The organism is Microbacterium alkaliflavum, from assembly GCF_044325405.1.
Lineage (GTDB): Bacteria > Actinomycetota > Actinomycetes > Actinomycetales > Microbacteriaceae > Microbacterium > Microbacterium alkaliflavum.
This window is the reverse complement of record NZ_JBIQWL010000006.1, coordinates 123038-138721: the sequence shown is the minus strand read 5'-3', so window position 1 is coordinate 138721 and position 15684 is coordinate 123038. Positions and strand designations below refer to the sequence as shown.

General features: G+C 70.8%; 16 protein-coding genes and 2 pseudogenes. 11 read left to right on the top strand and 7 right to left on the bottom strand.

Annotated elements, in window-relative coordinates; genetic code table 11:
• Positions 1 to 114: 114 nt before the first annotated feature.
• On the top strand, positions 115 to 615 hold the full coding sequence (locus ACH3VR_RS16265; RefSeq protein WP_397557367.1) for a MarR family winged helix-turn-helix transcriptional regulator: 501 nt from the start codon (positions 115 to 117) through the stop codon (positions 613 to 615).
• A gap of 2 nt (positions 616 to 617) precedes the next feature.
• On the opposite strand, the gene ACH3VR_RS16260 is transcribed toward ACH3VR_RS16265, so the two are convergent.
• Positions 618 to 1247, bottom strand: coding sequence for an HDIG domain-containing metalloprotein (locus ACH3VR_RS16260; protein WP_397557366.1), 630 nt, complete (start codon positions 1245 to 1247; stop codon positions 618 to 620).
• An 81-nt stretch (positions 1248 to 1328) separates the two neighbouring features.
• Between ACH3VR_RS16260 and ACH3VR_RS16255 the strand changes: the two genes are divergently transcribed.
• The 8 genes and pseudogenes from ACH3VR_RS16255 (at position 1329) to ACH3VR_RS16220 (ending at position 7706) form a co-directional block, all read left to right on the top strand.
• Positions 1329 to 1484 (top strand): hypothetical protein, encoded by a 156-nt coding sequence (locus ACH3VR_RS16255; RefSeq protein WP_397557365.1) that lies wholly within the window; start codon positions 1329 to 1331, stop codon positions 1482 to 1484.
• A gap of 181 nt (positions 1485 to 1665) precedes the next feature.
• Positions 1666 to 2865, top strand: coding sequence for an LLM class flavin-dependent oxidoreductase (locus tag ACH3VR_RS16250; protein WP_397557364.1), 1200 nt, complete (start codon positions 1666 to 1668; stop codon positions 2863 to 2865).
• Positions 2866 to 2888: 23 nt separating this feature from the next.
• Positions 2889 to 4259 carry an NtaA/DmoA family FMN-dependent monooxygenase gene (locus ACH3VR_RS16245; protein WP_397557363.1) on the top strand — a complete coding sequence of 457 codons (1371 nt, stop codon included), beginning with the start codon at positions 2889 to 2891 and terminating at the stop codon, positions 4257 to 4259.
• A gap of 13 nt (positions 4260 to 4272) precedes the next feature.
• Entirely contained in the window at positions 4273 to 5118 is an 846-nt protein-coding gene (locus ACH3VR_RS16240) for a DUF1684 domain-containing protein (protein ID WP_397557362.1), read from the top strand.
• A pseudogene (locus tag ACH3VR_RS16235) lies at positions 5115 to 5300 on the top strand (LLM class flavin-dependent oxidoreductase); the annotation flags it as partial. The gene ACH3VR_RS16240 and the pseudogene ACH3VR_RS16235, both read left to right, overlap by 4 nt.
• Before the next feature lie 89 nt (positions 5301 to 5389).
• A complete protein-coding gene (locus ACH3VR_RS16230) occupies positions 5390 to 5995 on the top strand; it encodes an LLM class flavin-dependent oxidoreductase (RefSeq protein ID WP_397557464.1) in 606 nt (201 codons plus the stop codon).
• Positions 5996 to 6096: 101 nt separating this feature from the next.
• Entirely contained in the window at positions 6097 to 6603 is a 507-nt protein-coding gene (locus ACH3VR_RS16225) for a GNAT family N-acetyltransferase (RefSeq protein WP_397557361.1), read from the top strand.
• Positions 6600 to 7706 carry an FAD-dependent oxidoreductase gene (locus ACH3VR_RS16220; RefSeq protein ID WP_397557360.1) on the top strand — a complete coding sequence of 369 codons (1107 nt, stop codon included), beginning with the start codon at positions 6600 to 6602 and terminating at the stop codon, positions 7704 to 7706. The genes ACH3VR_RS16225 and ACH3VR_RS16220 overlap by 4 nt, the downstream gene beginning before the upstream one ends.
• 39 nt (positions 7707 to 7745) lie before the next feature.
• Here the strand turns inward: ACH3VR_RS16220 and ACH3VR_RS16215 are convergent, their stop codons facing one another.
• Positions 7746 to 9080, bottom strand: coding sequence for an HNH endonuclease signature motif containing protein (locus tag ACH3VR_RS16215; protein ID WP_397557359.1), 1335 nt, complete (start codon positions 9078 to 9080; stop codon positions 7746 to 7748).
• A gap of 315 nt (positions 9081 to 9395) precedes the next feature.
• Between ACH3VR_RS16215 and ACH3VR_RS16210 the strand changes: the two genes are divergently transcribed.
• Both ACH3VR_RS16210 and ACH3VR_RS16205 read left to right on the top strand, forming a co-directional pair.
• On the top strand, positions 9396 to 10232 hold the full coding sequence (locus tag ACH3VR_RS16210) for an MBL fold metallo-hydrolase (protein ID WP_397557358.1): 837 nt from the start codon (positions 9396 to 9398) through the stop codon (positions 10230 to 10232).
• A gap of 123 nt (positions 10233 to 10355) precedes the next feature.
• Positions 10356 to 10988 carry a hypothetical protein gene (locus ACH3VR_RS16205; protein ID WP_397557468.1) on the top strand — a complete coding sequence of 211 codons (633 nt, stop codon included), beginning with the start codon at positions 10356 to 10358 and terminating at the stop codon, positions 10986 to 10988.
• Between the two features lie 69 nt (positions 10989 to 11057).
• Here ACH3VR_RS16205 and ACH3VR_RS16200 read toward each other — a convergent pair.
• The 5 genes and pseudogenes from ACH3VR_RS16200 to ACH3VR_RS16180 form a co-directional block, all read right to left on the bottom strand.
• Positions 11058 to 11348, bottom strand: a pseudogene (locus ACH3VR_RS16200) (GNAT family N-acetyltransferase); the annotation flags it as partial.
• 134 nt (positions 11349 to 11482) lie between these two features.
• Positions 11483 to 12655: an LLM class flavin-dependent oxidoreductase gene (locus ACH3VR_RS16195; RefSeq protein ID WP_397557357.1), complete on the bottom strand. Its 1173-nt coding sequence runs from the start codon at positions 12653 to 12655 to the stop codon at positions 11483 to 11485.
• Positions 12656 to 12730: 75 nt separating this feature from the next.
• A complete protein-coding gene (locus tag ACH3VR_RS16190) occupies positions 12731 to 13732 on the bottom strand; it encodes an ABC transporter substrate-binding protein (protein ID WP_397557356.1) in 1002 nt (333 codons plus the stop codon).
• 34 nt (positions 13733 to 13766) lie between these two features.
• Complete coding sequence (locus ACH3VR_RS16185) at positions 13767 to 14555, bottom strand: amino acid ABC transporter ATP-binding protein (RefSeq protein ID WP_397557355.1); 789 nt, start codon at positions 14553 to 14555, stop codon at positions 13767 to 13769.
• Entirely contained in the window at positions 14552 to 15628 is a 1077-nt protein-coding gene (locus ACH3VR_RS16180) for an amino acid ABC transporter permease (RefSeq protein ID WP_397557354.1), read from the bottom strand. The genes ACH3VR_RS16185 and ACH3VR_RS16180 overlap by 4 nt, the downstream gene beginning before the upstream one ends.
• Between the last annotated feature and the right edge of the window lie 56 nt (positions 15629 to 15684).

Below are 15684 nucleotides of genomic sequence, written 5' to 3'. Positions count from 1 at the left end.
CGACCGTCGTGGCAACGGCGGTCGCCCCGTCGGCACCGGCCGCGTGGCGACGCGCAAGCGGCCGATCCACGCGCGTGACACCCGCGCGCCGCCATCTCCAAGTACCGTCGGAGTGTGCCCGGGCCAGAACGTGACGACGAGGTCGACCTGCTGATCGATGCGTGGTCGCAGCGCCTGCCCGGCGTCGACCTCACGCCGCTCGACGTCATGTCGCGGCTGCGCCGGGTGGCGGCGCGGCTGTCCCGCCTGCGGTCGGCGGCGTTCCGCACCGCGAAGCTGGCCGCGTGGGAGTTCGACGTGCTCGCGGCGCTTCGCCGCGAGGAGCCGCCCCACCAGCTGAGCCCTGCCCAGCTCATCGAGGCGACCATGACCTCGAGCGCCGGCATGTCGGCGCGGCTCGCGAGCCTCATGGAGCGCGGACTCATCGAGAGGCAGCGCAATCCGAAGGACGGCCGCAGCGTGCTCGTGCGTCTCACCGACGAGGGCGCGGCCCGCGTCGACTCGGCGATGAGCGAGCTGGCCCGCCGCGAGGAGGAGGCGCTCGCGCCGCTCGGCGACCGTGAGCGCGCGGCCCTCGTGCACCTCCTGCGGCTGATGATGACCGACGAGTCCTGAGTTCAGAGCCCGAGCTCGCGCGCCACGCGCAGCCACGGGATCGAGGCATCCGGCCGCGCGGCTGAACCCCGCGCGTCACCGTCGGCCTTCACGACGACCGCCCAGTCCTCCAGCGTCGCCTCGGACCCTCGGAGCCGTGAGACGAGGTTGCGCACCGCTCTCGCGCTCGGCGCGCCCTGCACCGAGACGTGCGCCATGTGGTCCCCGACGATCGCCGCGATCGGGCGGACGAGCGTGCCCGGCCAATCGAGCCGCCGGCCGAGCGCACGGACGATCTCGGCGCCGCGCTCGGCGTGACCGCGCGACGTGAGGCGGCCGTCTCGACGACGGGTCGTGGCAGGCTTGCCGATGTCGTGCAAGAGCGACGCGAGCACGACGAGCTCACGCCGTTCCGGGGCGAAGCGCTCGGCGTCCGCGCGTGCGGCGGCGAGGTCGGCGGCCCACAGCGAGTGCACGAGCACGTCGCCCTCGGGGTGCCAGAGCGGGTCCTGCGGAGTTCCGGCGAGCGCGGCGAGCTCGGGCACTGCGGCGATGAGGCCTCGTTCGCGCAGCGCGCTTGAGGGTTCGGATGCTTCACGCGCGACCGTGCGCAGCATCCCTCCCCACTCGCGCTCTGAGACCTCGTCGGACATGGAGCGATTCTCGCCGACCGCGTCATGAAATCGGTCGGTCGGGGTCTCATGTATGGATCCCCGACGAAAGCAGCACCTCACGTGACGACCCCTGACGACCCTGACCGCCCACGTGATCGCGAAGAGCGGGAGGGACGGCGGGCCGCCCGCGGCATCATCTACGGCGTCCTCTTCTCCCTCGTCGCGATCGGCCTCATCGTCGCGGCCATCGTCGTCGCGGTCGATCTCCTCGGATAGCGATCTGCCTCAGCCGGCCGTGTGCCGGCGTATTCCCGAGAGGCGCCGGAAGCGGCATCCGTTACGGCGCATGAAGTCGCATGACCACCTTTGACGCGCCTGATTCGGCGCCCGAGGCGAACGGGCGAAGCTACTCCCCGAGGTTCGGTCGCCGCCGCGGGACCGCAGAACAGGAGAAGTCATGACCACTGATTCGCCGCTGCACGTGGGAATCGCGCTGGAGGGCGCGGGCTGGCACCCGGCCGCGTGGCGCGAGCCGTCGTCGCGCCCGGACGAGCTGTTCACGCCCGAGTACTGGACCGACATCGTGCGCATCGCCGATCGGGGAGGGGTCGACTTCGCGACGATCGAGGACTCCTTCGCCCTGCAGTCGAGCCGCCCGTTCGGCCCCGACAGCCGGCTCGACGAGGTGCGCGGGCGCCTCGACGCGCTGCTCCTCGCTGCGCGCCTCGCCCCCGTCACCGACCGCATCGGCCTCATCCCGACCGTCACGACGACGCACACCGAGCCCTTCCACGTGTCGAAGGCCGTCGCGACGCTCGACTACGCGAGCCTCGGCCGCGCCGGCTGGCAGCCCAAGGTCTCCGGCCGCGCCGACGAGGCCCGCCACGTCGGCCGCCGCGAGATCCCCGAGGTCGAGAGCATCGACGACCCGCGCCTGTGGGAGACCGCCGAGGAGCTCTTCGCCGAGGCCGCCGACGTCGTCAAGGTCGTGCGCCGGCTCTGGGACAGCTGGGAGGACGACGCCGAGATTCGGGATGCTTCCACCGACCGCTTCCTCGACGCCGACAAGCTGCACACGGTCGACTTCTCCTCCGACCGCTTCACGGTGCGCGGCCCGTCGATCACGCCGCGCCCGCCGCAGGGCCAGCCCGTCGTTGCCGCCCTCGCGCACGCCGCGCTGCCATACCGGTTCGCCGCGGCATCCGCGGATCTCGTCTTCGTGACGCCGGGCGACCTCGCCTCGGCCGCCGCGATCCTCGCCGAGGTGCGGGATGCCGAGACCGCCGTCGGACGCGAGGGCGAGCCACTGCGGGTGTACGCCGACATCCTGGTCCTCCTCGACACCGGCGAGCGAGCCGCCGATCGTCTCGTGCGACTCGACGCCCTCGGCCGCGAGCTCACCTCCGACACGCGCATCTTCACCGGCTCGGCCGCCGAGCTCGCCGACGAGATCGCGGCTCTCGGCGCTCTCGGCTACGCCGGCGTGCGCCTGCGGCCGGGCGTCGTCACCGACGACCTCCCGCGCATCGCGGAAGACCTCGTGCCCGAGCTGCGCCGCCGCGAGCTGCTCGCGGACTCCGACGAGCCGGTCTCGCTGCGCGCGCGGCTCGGCCTTCCGACCACCGTTCCCAACCGCTACGCGTCGGCACTCGCCTGATCGCGGCATCCCGAGGAGCCATCATGACCACGTCACCCCGCAAGCAGATCATCCTCGCCGCGTACGTCGGCGGCGTCAACGAGCACACGCTCTGGGAGCACCCCGATGCGGGCAGCCAGATCGCGTTCGACAGCTTCCGCCACGTCGCGCAGACCGCCGAGCGCGGCCGGTTCGACTACTTCTTCTTCGCCGAGGGTCTCGCGCTCCGTGAGCGCGACGGCAAGGTCTTCGACCACGACGTCGCGGGACGCCCCGACACCCTCCCCGTGCTCGCCGCGCTCGCCGGAGTCACGGAGCACATCGGCCTCGTCGGCACGCTCAACGCGACCTTCAACGAGCCGTACGAGCTCGCGCGCCAGCTGCTGAGCCTCGACCACCTGTCCGGCGGGCGGGCCGGCTGGAATGTCGTTACGAGCTGGGACGCGTTCACGGGCCAGAACTTCCGGCGCGGCGGGTTCCTCACGCGCGAGGAGCGCTACACGCGCGCCGAGGAGTTCGTCAGCACCGTGCGCGAGCTCTGGGACTCGTGGGCGGAGGACGCGATCGTCGCCGACAAGGAGACGGGCGAGTTCCTCGCGGATGCCTCTGCCGGCGCCTTCTCGCACCAGGGAGCGCAGTTCGACATCGAAGGCCGGTTCACGGTGCCGCGCAGCCCGCAGGGCAACCCGATCATCGTGCAGGCCGGCGTCTCGCCGCAGGGCCGCGACTTCGCCGCGGCGAACTCCGACCTCATCTTCTCGCCGTACTCGCGCCTCCCCGAGGCCCGGGAGTTCTCCCAGGACATCAAGGCGCGCGCCCGGGCTCACGGCCGCAACCCCGACCACCTCAAGATCATCCCCGGTGCGGGCTTCGTGATCGGCGACTCGCTCGCCGACGCAGAGGAGAAGGCACGCGACATCCTGGAGCAGCAGCTCACCGACCGCACCGTGCAGGTGCTGCTCGAGCAGGTCTGGAACCGCGACCTGTCGGCGTACGACATCGACGGCCCGCTTCCCGACGTCGATCCCGACCCCGAGGCCGCACCGATCATCCAGGGACGTGCGTTCATCTACCAGGACCGCTTCGAGACCGTCCGGAAGTGGCGGGATCTCGCCGACGCGAAGGGCCTCACGATCCGGGGCCTCGCCGCCGAGATCTCGCCGCGCGCGCAGTTCATCGGCACGCCCGCGCAGGTCGCCGAGGGGCTCGACGACTTCATCCAGAACGACGGCGCCGACGGTGTCGTGCTCGGCGGCCACGTCACGCCCACGGGCCTCGACGAGTTCGTCGACAAGGTCGTGCCGCTCCTGCAGGAGCGCGGCTCGCTGCGCACCGACTACGAGGGCTCGACGCTGCGCGAGAACCTCGGCCTGCCCATCCCCGCACGCCGCGGCGCGCTCGCCGCGACGGCGTGAAAGGAGTCCGCTCATGACTTCAGCTCAGATCACCGATCGCGCCCAGTTCGGACGTGAGTGGGAGGAATGGCATCGCGCCCACGAGGCCCGCCGCGCCGACCCGCACGGATTCCTGGCCGTGACCGGCCTGCACTGGCTCACCTCCGAGTCCACGTCGTTCGACGGCATCCCGGGCCTGTGGTCGACGGGACCCGACGGACCTGTCGTCGACCTCGACGAGGGCGAGTCGCTCGACGTCGCGGGCGCGCCCGCGACGGTCGAGTACGGCTTCGGCCCGATCGCGGAGCGCGACGGCGTCACCGTCGGCTTCGACGGCGGCGTCATCGAAGTCGCCAAGCGCGGCGGTCACGACATCCTGCGTCCGCGCCGGGCGGATCACCCGTTCCTTGCTTCCTATGCGGGGACTCCGACCTACGTCCCGAACCCGCGCTGGCGGGTGGCGGCGCGGTTCGAGGCGTTCGACGTGGCCCGGCCCACGTCGGTCGGTTCGGCCGTCGACGGACTCACCCACGTGTACGAGGCTCCGGGCGAGCTCGTCTTCACGCTCGCGGGCGAGGAGTTCCGCCTCGTGGCCTTCCCCGGCCGCGGTCCCGGCGACCTCCTCGTGCTGTTCACCGACGCGACGAGCGGCATCACGACGTACGCGGCCAACCGCAGTCTCGGCGTGCCCGCACCCGACGCCGACGGCTGGACCGTGCTCGACTTCAATCGCGCCGTCAACCTGCCGTGCGCGTACACCGACTTCGCGACGTGCCCGCTGCCGCCGGCGGAGAACCGTCTGCCGATCGGCATCGAGGCGGGGGAGAAGACCCCGCTGTCGCGCGTGCAGGCCGATGACCTCGTGGGGGCGCCCGCGTGAGGTTCCAGCTGCTCGACATCATCCCCTATCGCGCCGACCCGCTGACGGGTCGCCAGGTCTCACCGGCCGAGCGGCTCGAGCAGACCCTCGAAGCCGCGGTGCGTGCGGAGGAGCTCGGCTTCGACGCCGTCGCGGTCGGGGAGCGCCACGCAGGCCCGTTCCTGTCGTCGTCTCCGACGGTGCTCCTCGGCGCGATCGCGGCGCAGACCAGTCGCGTGCGACTCAACTCCGGCGTGACGTCGACTGGCCGGGCGGAGAGTTCACTCGGGCGCTGTCCGACTTCACGACGCTGCCGCGGCCGTTCGCCGGTGCGCCGCGCGTGTGGCACGGCTCTGCGACGACGCTCTTCTCGGCGGCGCTGGCCGGGCGGTGGGGCGACCCGCTGTTCAGCGCCAACGCCATCCAGCCGCTGGAGAACTACGCCGTGCTCGTCGACCACTACCGCGCGGAGTATGTGCGCCACGGCCACGAGCCGGGACGCGACTACGTCGCCGCCGGCGCGGGGGCGCTCTTCATCGCCGACACGACCGAGGAGGCGATCCGCCAGTACGGCCCCGTCTACGACGCGATCGTCGCCGCGACGAACGTGCCCGGCAACAACACGCCGTATCGCGACATCCATCACGCCGTCGCGGAAGGTCCCGTGCTCGTCGGCACGCCGGAGCAGGTGATCGAGAAGATCCAGCGCTTCCACGAGCGGCTCGGCCACTCGCTGCAGTCGATCAGTCTGCCCACGACCGTGCCGTTCGCGCAGCAGCTCGAGATCCTCGAGCGGTTCGCCCTGGAGGTCGCGCCGGTGCTGCGCCGGGAGCTGCCGACGACACTGTGGACGGAAGCGGATGCCGCGACCCGCGTCGGCGACCCCGTCGCGGCGTGACGTCGACTGAGCCCGCCACGCTGCGCTCGGTCGCTCAGGGCTCGTTACGGGGTGTTGCCCGTGCGGCCGCTGCTGTCGCGTGGCCGAGCGAGAATGGCAGGATGCCCGACCCGACCGCGCTGTGGACGATCGAGACCGTGCCGTGGGATGACGAGCGCGCCGCCGCCCTGCGCGACGCGATGGACGCCGAGGTCTCGCCGCGCTACGCCGACCGGCTCGACGACATCTCGGACGAGCAGGCCGAGCGCATCGGTGCGGCTCTGGGCATCGACCCCGACTCGATCGTGGCGACGATCGTCGCGACCGACGCCGACGCTCGCCCGGTGGGTCACGCGGCGCTGCGGGACCTCGGCTTGTCGGGGGCGCTCGAGGTCAAGCGGGTCTTCGTGGACCCGGGCGCTCGGGGAAGCGGTGTGAGCAGAGCGCTCATGGCGGAGCTCGAGCGCATCGCCGTCGCAGAGGGCGCGGGCCGCCTCATCCTGCAGACGGGGGATCGTCAGCCGGACGCCATCGCGCTCTACGAGAAGATCGGCTACACGCGCATCCCCATCTACCCGCCCTACCTCGACATCTCGTTCTCGCACTGCTTCGAGAAGAGCGTCGCGTGACGGCGGCACGCGACGCGCAGGTCGTCGTCCTCGGTGGCGGTGTCATGGGTGCGGCGACGGCGTGGCAGCTCGCGCGGCGCGGCCTCGACGTCGTGCTCATCGAGCGGTTCGAGGCCGGACACAAGCGCGGCGCCTCGCACGGCGCCTCTCGCAACTTCAACGTGAGCTACGAGGATCCGGGGCTGCTCGCGTGGCTGCACGAGGCCGAGCGCGATTGGCGCGAGCTCGAGGCCGAGACAGGGACGTCGGTGCTCACGCGCACCGGCATCGTGAACCACGGGCCGGGTCGGGACTTCCAGGAGGTTGCTTCCGCCGTGTCGGCCGGCGGCTTCGAGACCGAGCTGCTGTCTGCTGAGGCGGCGTCGGAGCGGTGGCCGGGCTTCCGCTTCGCCGGGCCCGTGCTGCACACCCCCGAGGCGGGGCGCCTGAACGCCGATCGCGCCGTGACAGGCTTCGCGGCTGCCGCCGCCGCGCGAGGCGCCCGCGTGCTGCATACGACCGCCGTCGTCGGCGGTTCGGTGTCGGATGACGGCGTCGTCGTGCGGGTCCGTTCGTCTTCAGGGGAGACTTCGTTGCGAGCGGATCGCCTCGTCGTGGCCGCAGGCGCGTGGACCGTCGACGTGCTCGCCGCGCTCGGAGCGTCCTTCTCGCTGCCGCCACTGCGCGTGACGCAGGAGCAGCCCGCGTTCTTCGCGCCGCTCGCCGGCGTCCCGGAGGACTGGCCGGGCTTCAACCACGCCTCGTCGCCCGCCGACCCCGCGACGGCGTGGTTTCCGAGCGCCGTCTACGGCATGGGCTCGCCCGGCGAGGGCGTGAAGGCGGGCTGGCACGGGGTCGGGCCCGAGACGCATCCCGACCGGCGCACGTTCACCCCCGACGCCGAGCTCTCGGCGCTCATCCGGCGCTACGCGGACGAATGGCTTCCCGGGGTGGATGCTTCGGCCGCGGCCGAGATCACGTGCACCTACACGTCGACTCCTGACGCGGCGTTCTTCCTCGAGCGCCGCGGGCCCGTGTCGGTGGGCGCGGGGTTCTCCGGTCACGGCTTCAAGTTCGCTCCCGTCATCGGACGTGTGCTCGCCGACCTCGTGGCGCGCGACTGAGCTCTGAGGCATCGAGCATCCGCATCCCGTAGGCCTGATTCAGAATGGCGCCGGGTCGCTCGCCGATCGCATGCCTGTCGGGCTCACCCACCACGTGACCCCGGTCGCGGGACAGCGGTACGACTCCCATCGCGTGCCGTGCTTGATCATGTGATGGTGCTCGCAGGCGGGGTCGAGGTTGTCGCTGCTCGTCGTGCCGCCGTACTGCCAGTCGAGGCGATGGTCGAGGTCGCACTCGCGGGCGGGGCGGGAGCATCCGGGGAAGACGCACGTGGCCTGGGTCACCTGGATCCACCGCTGGAGGTCCGCCGGCACGCGATGCGTTCGTCGATCGACGTCGAGGACGGTGCCGGTCACGGGATCCGTCAGCACGCGGATCCAGGAGGTGGCCGACCCCGCGAGCTGCTTCGCCGTCTCGATGTCGATCGGACCGTAACCCTCGAGCATCGCGGGCTCGTCGGAGGCCCCGAGCAGAGTCAGCACCGGAACCGTGATCGCTACGATCGCGCGGATATTCGGGCCGGCGGCTTCTGTCACTCCTGAGATGAGCAGATCGGCGAAGACATCGGCGCGGAGCTGGGCGAGTGTGCGCTCCTCGCCCTTCGCCGCCGCGAGGCGGCGCGCGATCGCGTCGATGCGAGACCAGGCGGCACGAGCCTTCGCTGCGGGCATGCTCGCTCCGAGCGACCCCATGCCGTCGAGCTCAGCAGCGGACCACACGCCGCGGTCGTCAGCCGCGCGTCGGTGTCTCTCCTCGATCGACTCGGGATGCTCCCGTTCGCGGGCGGCGCGGGCCGCCACGCGGAACTTCGCCGGTGTGAGCACCTCGACGACCTCGACGACCCGGGCGTCGAAGGTTGCCCAGGCTTCGCAGGCATCGGCGGGGAGCGTCGCGGCGAGGGACGCCGCCGTGACGGCGTTCTGCTCACTCACGCGGCCGGCGAGGAACAGCGACCAGAGCCGGGGCGTCCGCTCGCGCATCGCCTCCGCGTGCGACGCTCGGGTGCGCACGGTCGCCTCCGACATCCGCAGCCGCAGCGCGACGTCGGCCGCCGCGGCCCTCGCCGCGAAGTCGCGGCGCTCCTTCCGGATCGCCGAGACGGTGCGCCCGCGATGGTCGACCCACAGCGGATCGAGCGTCGGGTCGGGCCCGGTCCAGAAGTCGGGCTCGAGCTCGGCCTCGCGCAGGATCTCGCCGATGAGCCGGTATTCCTGAGCCACGGCGAGGCGGCGCTGGCGCGCGAACGCCTCGAGCTCATGGCCGGCGAGCTCGTGAAGAGAGGCGTCGGGTGCGGGTGCTCGATCAGGTGGGCCATAGAGTTCGGCATCCCACAGGTCGAGTTCGCTCGTCGGGTCGAGGAGTGATTCGTACATAAATACGAGACTAGCGAGAGCTTCCGACATTGAGCTCTCGAAGCGGGGATCCAACGAATGTCTAAAGTCTGGCAGATGATCAGTGCATGATCGAACATAGCTACGATGCTTCAATCTTCAGAACTCGGCCCGAACGTCTGCGAAGGCTTGAACCTGTTCCTGCGGGCGGCGCGGCGACTACTCTCCGTCACGCCGCCAGCGATGACGACTCGCGCCGGCGTCCGAGCCCGCGAACGGATCGGCGTGTGCCTCCCAGAACGCCTGCGCAATCACCCACCCGTGACGTGTGTGCACCGCCCGTGGTTGACTGCAACGATGGCCGGCAGCTCGACGACGACGTCTTTCTGGATCTGCGCGACGTGCGCGGTGGAGCACGCGGAGCGCGTCGACGTGTGCGCGATCTGCGCCGACGATCGGCAGTGGGTTCCGGCAGAGGGTCAGCGGTGGACGACTCTCGCGGAGCTGAGGGATGCCGGCACTCGCATCGAGCTCGTCGAAGCGGAACCGGACCTCTGGCTCGTCGGCAGCACGCCCGGTGTGGGGATCGGGCAGAAGTCGAAGCTCCTCCGCACGGATGCAGGGAGCCTGCTGTTCGATCCGATCGGATTCCTCGACGACGCAGGTGTCGAGGCCCTCCAAAAGACGGGGCCGGTCGTCGCGATCGTGGCGAGCCATCCGCACATGTACGGCGTGCAGGTCGAGTGGAGCCGTGCGCTCGGTGGTGTGCCGCTGCTCGTCGCCGAGAAGGACCGGGAATGGGTGGCCCGGCCCGATCCCGTCATTCAGCTCTGGTCGGAGGAGATCGAGATCCTGCCAGGCGTGACGCTCACGCAACCAGGTGGCCACTTCCCGGGAAGCGCCGTCGTGCACTGGGCGGCGGGAGCAGAAGGCAAGGGGGTGCTGCTGTCGAGCGACACGATCTTCGCGAACCCCGACAGGACGTCGGTGAGCTTCATGCGGAGTTACCCGAACCGGCTGCCGCTGTCCGGCGCCGTCGTGGACCGGATCGCGACCCAGGTCGGACGGTTCGCGTTCGATCGGCTGTACGGCAATTTCGACAACGTCATCCCGACGGATGCGCAGGACATCGTGCGGAGGTCGGCCGACCGGCACATCGCGTGGGTGCGCGGCGACTTCGATGACCTCACCTGAGAAGCGTGGCGCTGCCCTGGTCCGACGCAGCGGTGACCTTGATCAAGGGTCCGCGAAATGACCCCATCTGACAGGCGCGTCAGCGCGACGAGACGTCGATGCGCCAGCCGGGCGATCGCCCCGATGGTCCTCGCGGGCCTGGTCGTCGCGCTGGTCACGGGATGCAGCACGGCACCCACCGCGGAGGAGCTCGCCGGCGCCGACGCTGCGCGTGCCGAGGGGCTGCGCGTACTCGAAAGCGTCGACATACCCCTGCCGAGCGGCGTCCACCAGATCGCCGAGCGCCGCCTCGACGCCTGCGGATCCACGACGAGCGACAGGGGCGGGTTCGACGACCGACACATCGAGGGATACTCGTGCGCGGCCGTGCGGCGAACCGTCTACGCATTCGACGACGCCACCGGGAGCGGACGCAACGACGCCACTGACCTCCCCGACGATGCCACCGCCACGGCGGCCGTCGCCGAGATCCAGAACGCCTTCGGACTGAATCTCAGCCCGTACGCGCCGACGGCGGACGGCCTCGTGGACATCGACGGAACGCGCGTCCGCATCCTCGCGCTGGTGAGGCCCGCCGAGGAGGTCGACATCGACGTGCTCCCGCTCTGGCATCGCAACGAGACGGTCCGGGACGACGACGGGCCGCTCAAGGGGGCGATGGATGCCGCGGGGGTGGCGGCATCCCGGGTCCTGCAGGTGACGACGACCGTCTACTACTTCGAGGTGTCCCGCGATACTCCCGACGCCTCGGGCTGAAGCACATCGAGCCCGAAAGTGAGCAGGTCGACCCATCGGCCGGGTTCGACCTCGATCGCCTTCTCGCTCGGTGAGACGGCGGAAGCCGATCTTGGCGTACAGCGCGTGGGCGCTGAGCATCTGCGGGCCGCTGTTCATGATGACGCGATGCGATCCGCGCTCGGCGGCCAGGGCGATGACGTGGCGCGTGAGGGCCTCGCCGATACCCCGTCCCCGCGCGGAGGGCGCGACGGCGAGCTGACGGAAGTCTGTCTCGCCCGGCTCGGCGACGGGGGAGAGAGCACGGCCTTCGGGGGCCACCCACACCGTCCCGACGATCTCGCCCGAATCCACGGCGACCCAGACGTCGCCGTCGGTCACCCGTCCGGCGACGTCGCGCAGGGACGCGAGGTAGGAGTCGGACAGGTCGGCGTAGCTCGCCGAGTACGCGCAGGCGGTCACCCGACCCGCCTCCGCATACTCCTCCGGGCGGACGAGCCGGATCGACACCGTGCTCACGCGACGCCGGCCGCCTCGAGCTCGCGCTTGACAGCGGCGGCCGAGCCAACCTCCGGCTCCCACGCCTCGAGCCCCCACACCTCCGCCAGCAGCTCGTACGATCGCTCGCGATCGGCGGGGTCGTGGCTGATCGACGTCACAAGAAGCTCGTCGGCGCCCGTCACGCGCTGCAGCGTCTCGAGACGCTCGGCGACCGCGGCCGGGCTTCCGGCGAACTGGGTCGCGACGCGGTCGCTCACGAGGGCGAGGGCCTCGGCATCCAGCGGCGAAGCCAGTGCCTGCTCCGGCGTCGGATACGGGATGGCCCCGTCACCGGCGCGGATGCTGTGCACCCAGTGCGGAAAGCCCGCGGCGAGCCGGAGTGCCTCGTTCGTCGAGTCCGCCACGAGCGCATCGACCGACACGATGACGCGCGGCTCGGCGAGCACGCCCGGGCGGAACGCCTTGCGGTAGGCCTCGACGGCGTCGAGCACGAACGAGGGGGCCACGTGATAGTTCGCGCCGAACGGCAGGCCGAGCCGGCCCGCGAGGTCGGCGCTCGGGCCGGCCGTGCTGCCGTGCAGCCACACCTGGATGTCCTGGCCCTCGGCGGGGGTCGCGCGGATCGGCACGCCCTCGGGCGCGATGTAGGTGCCGCCGATGAGATCGAGGATGTCGAGCACATCCTGCTCGAAACGGTCGGCGTCGCCCGCCGTGCGCCCCAGCAGCCGGAACTGCGCGACGAAGCGCTCCGAGCCGACGTTGAACGGAAGCGGTGCGGGAAGCACGAGGCCGTCGACAACGCGGTCTTCGCGGTCGGTGACGGTGGGAGGCGTCTGCGCCGAGCTCGTCGAGCCCGAGCGGCCGATGCCGAGGTCGAAGCGCCCGGGGTGGAGCGCCGAGACGACGCCGGCGGCCTCGACGACCTGCAGCGGCGAGTAGTTGCCGATGATCGTCGCCGCGGTGCCGATGCGGATGCGCGACGTCCGATCGGCGATCGACGCGAGCAGAACGTGGGGGGCCGCGCCCGCGACGCCCGGGTTGAGGTGGTGCTCGGCGAGCCAGTAGCGCGAGTAGCCGAGCCGCTCGGCGCGCTGCGCGAGCGCGATCGAGGCGCGCAGCCCATCGGCCGGGGTCTGCCCGGCGCCGAACGGCGACAGGTCGAGGACGGAGAGGGGGACGGTGGTCATGGCTGCCTCACTGCAAAAGGGAGAAAGGGGAGAGCGTGGCGGAGCCGGACAGACCGGCCCCGCCACGCGAAGGGATCAAGAGCGGGGAAGCCCGGGAGGGTTGATCTCGGACGAGGTCACGGCCTCGGAGTCGAGACCCCAGAAGTCCAGGAGATCCTGGTAGGTGCCGTCCTCGATGAGCTTGTTGAGCACGATGTTGACGGCCTCGATGAGCCCATTGCCCTTCTTCGTACCCGCCGCGATCTGCGCCGTCTCGGGCCAGCCGCCCGGGACGAGGCCGACGAGCTTCGTGTCGCCAGTCTCCCGAGCCGCCCACGCCGACGTCGCGTTGGGGCCGAACGTCGCGTCGACACGGCCCGACTGGAGCGCGAGCACGGCCGCCGCGTTGTCGTCGTAGTACTGCAGCTCTGCGGGCGCCTTGCCGGCGGCCTTCAGCTCGTCGTTCCAGGCGAGCAGCACCTTCTCCTGGTTGGTGCCCGAGCCGACGACGATCTTGAGGCCCGAGATGTCGTTCGCGTCCTTGATCGAGTCGATGTCGCTGTCGCTCTTGACGTAGAAGCCGAGCACGTCCTCACGGTAGCTGGCGAAGTCGTACAGGTCCTTGCGCTCCTCAGTCACGGTGACGTTCGAGGTGATGAGGTCGTACTTGCCCGACTGGATGCCCAGCGGCCAGTCGGCCCACGCGACGACCTGCGGGTTGTAGGTCAGGCCCAGGCCCTCGGCGATGAGCGAGCCGAAGTTCGGCTCGGTGCCGGCGACGTCGGTCGCGGCGGAGGTGCCTTCGGGCTGGTAGCTCAGCGGCGGCACGAACGCGCCGACCGCGACCGTGAGCTCGCCGGCGTTGACGGGCGTGAAGCCGCTCGCCTTGAGCGCCGCGACGGCCTCGGGCACGGGGTCGGTGTGGAACCATTTGATGTCCCCGGTCGCCGTGTTGGTCTCGGTCGGCGACGGGGCGGATGCCTCGTCCGCCGCGGCGGGCTGATTGAGGTTGACGGCGGCGAAGATGCCGCCGACGATCGCGGCCACCGCGACGACGCCCACGCCGATCGCGATGCCCTGCTTCTTGCTGATGGCCATTGCTGTGTCTCTCTTCTTTCGGGTTTGCCGGCGCTCAGGCCAGGACTTTGGCGAGGAATTCCCGCGTGCGCGGGTGCTCCGGGTCGACGAGGACCCGCTCGGGTGGGCCCTGCTCGAGGATTCGGCCGCCGTCGACGAACACGATCCGGTCGGCCACCTCGCGGGCGAATCCGATCTCGTGGGTGACGATGATGAGGGTCGTGCCGCTGCGGGCGAGGTCGCGGATGACGTCGAGCACTTCGCCGACGAGCTCCGGGTCGAGCGCACTCGTGGGCTCGTCGAACAGCAGCACCTTGGGACTGAGCGCGAGCGCCCGGGCGATCGCGACCCGCTGCTGCTGGCCACCGGAGAGCTGGCGCGGGAAGTGCTCGGCCTTGTCGCCGAGTCCGACGCGCTCCAGGAGCGACAGCGCGAGCGAGCGCGCGGCATCCTTCTCCCGCAGACCCGTCGCGACGGGCGCCTCGGTGACGTTCTCGACGGCCGTCAGGTGCGGGAACAGATTGAAGTTCTGGAAGACGATGCCCACCTGCGTGCGGCGCTTCAGGATCTCCTTCTCGCGCAGCTCGTACAGGCGGTCGCCGCGGCGCTCGTAGCCGATCAGCTGCCCGTCGACCGTGACCGAGCCCCGGTCGACGGACTCGAGGTGGTTGATCGTGCGCAGGAGGGTCGACTTGCCCGAGCCGCTCGGGCCGAGGATCGCGACGACCTCGCCCGGCTGCACCGTGAGGTCGATGCCCGAGAGCACCTCGAGACCGCCGTAGCTCTTGTGGACGTTGTGGATCTCGACGAGACCGCGGGTCTCGGTGAGGGGCGCGATGGTCATCGGATCTCCTGGGAGGCGGGGATGCCGGCATCCGGCGTGACGGGAGTGGATGCCGCGGCGAGCGGCGCGGGAGGAGCAGGGGCGTCGCCGAGCCGCGCCCACTGCGCCGACGCCCAGCGGCGGAAGCTCTGGAACGGCGTCGGGGGCAGCACGCGCACCGTGCCGCGGGCGTAGTGGCGCTCGATGTAGTACTGGCCGATGCTCAGGATCGTCGTGATGAGCGTGTACCACACGACCGCGACGAGCAGCAGCGGGATGACGCGGCTGTTGCGGTTGTAGATGACCTGCACGGCGTAGAAGACCTCGGGGATCGCGATGACGAAGACGACCGAGGCGCCCTTGACGAGGCCGATGATCTCGTTGGTCGCGTTCGGCACGATCGAGCGCATGGCCTGCGGAAGCACGATGCGGAACAGCCGTTTGCGAGCCGGGATGCCGAGGGCGGCCGCCGCTTCGGTCTGTCCCTGGTCGACCGACAACAGGCCGCCGCGGATGATCTCGGCCGAATACGCGGCCTGGTGCAGGCCCAGGCCCAGGATCGCGGCCGCGAAGGCGCTGATGAGGTTGACGGTGGGGAACTCGACGATCCAGAAGTCGGTCGTGAACGGGGTGCCCAGGCCGAGCGTCGGATAGAGGTAGCCGAGGTTGTACCAGACGATGATCTGCACGACGAGGGGGACCGACCGGAAGAACCAGATGTAGCTCCACGAGGCGGCGCGCAGCAGGGCAGACTTCGAGAGGCGCCCGAGCGCGAGAACCGTGCCGAGTGTGAAGCCGATGGCCGCCGCGATCGCCGTGAGCGACAAGGTGTAGCCGACGCCGATGAGCACGGGCTCGGCGAAGAAGTAGTGGGCGAAGACATCCCACTCGTAATTCGGGTTCGTGAAGACCGACCAGACGAACTGCGCGATGACGAAGATCACGATCGCGCCGAGCGTCCAGCGGAACCAATGCCGCGTGTGCACGACGCGGAACGAGCCGAAGTCGACGCGTTCGTCGGCCGGAGCGGTGGCGGCCGGCGCGGAGGTGACCTGCACGGCGGTGCGCGTGCGGTCGTCGGCGGTTGTCGTCATGGCGCTTCCTCGGGAGGGATGGATGGCCGGTTCGGCCGGGGTGGAGATCACGCTAG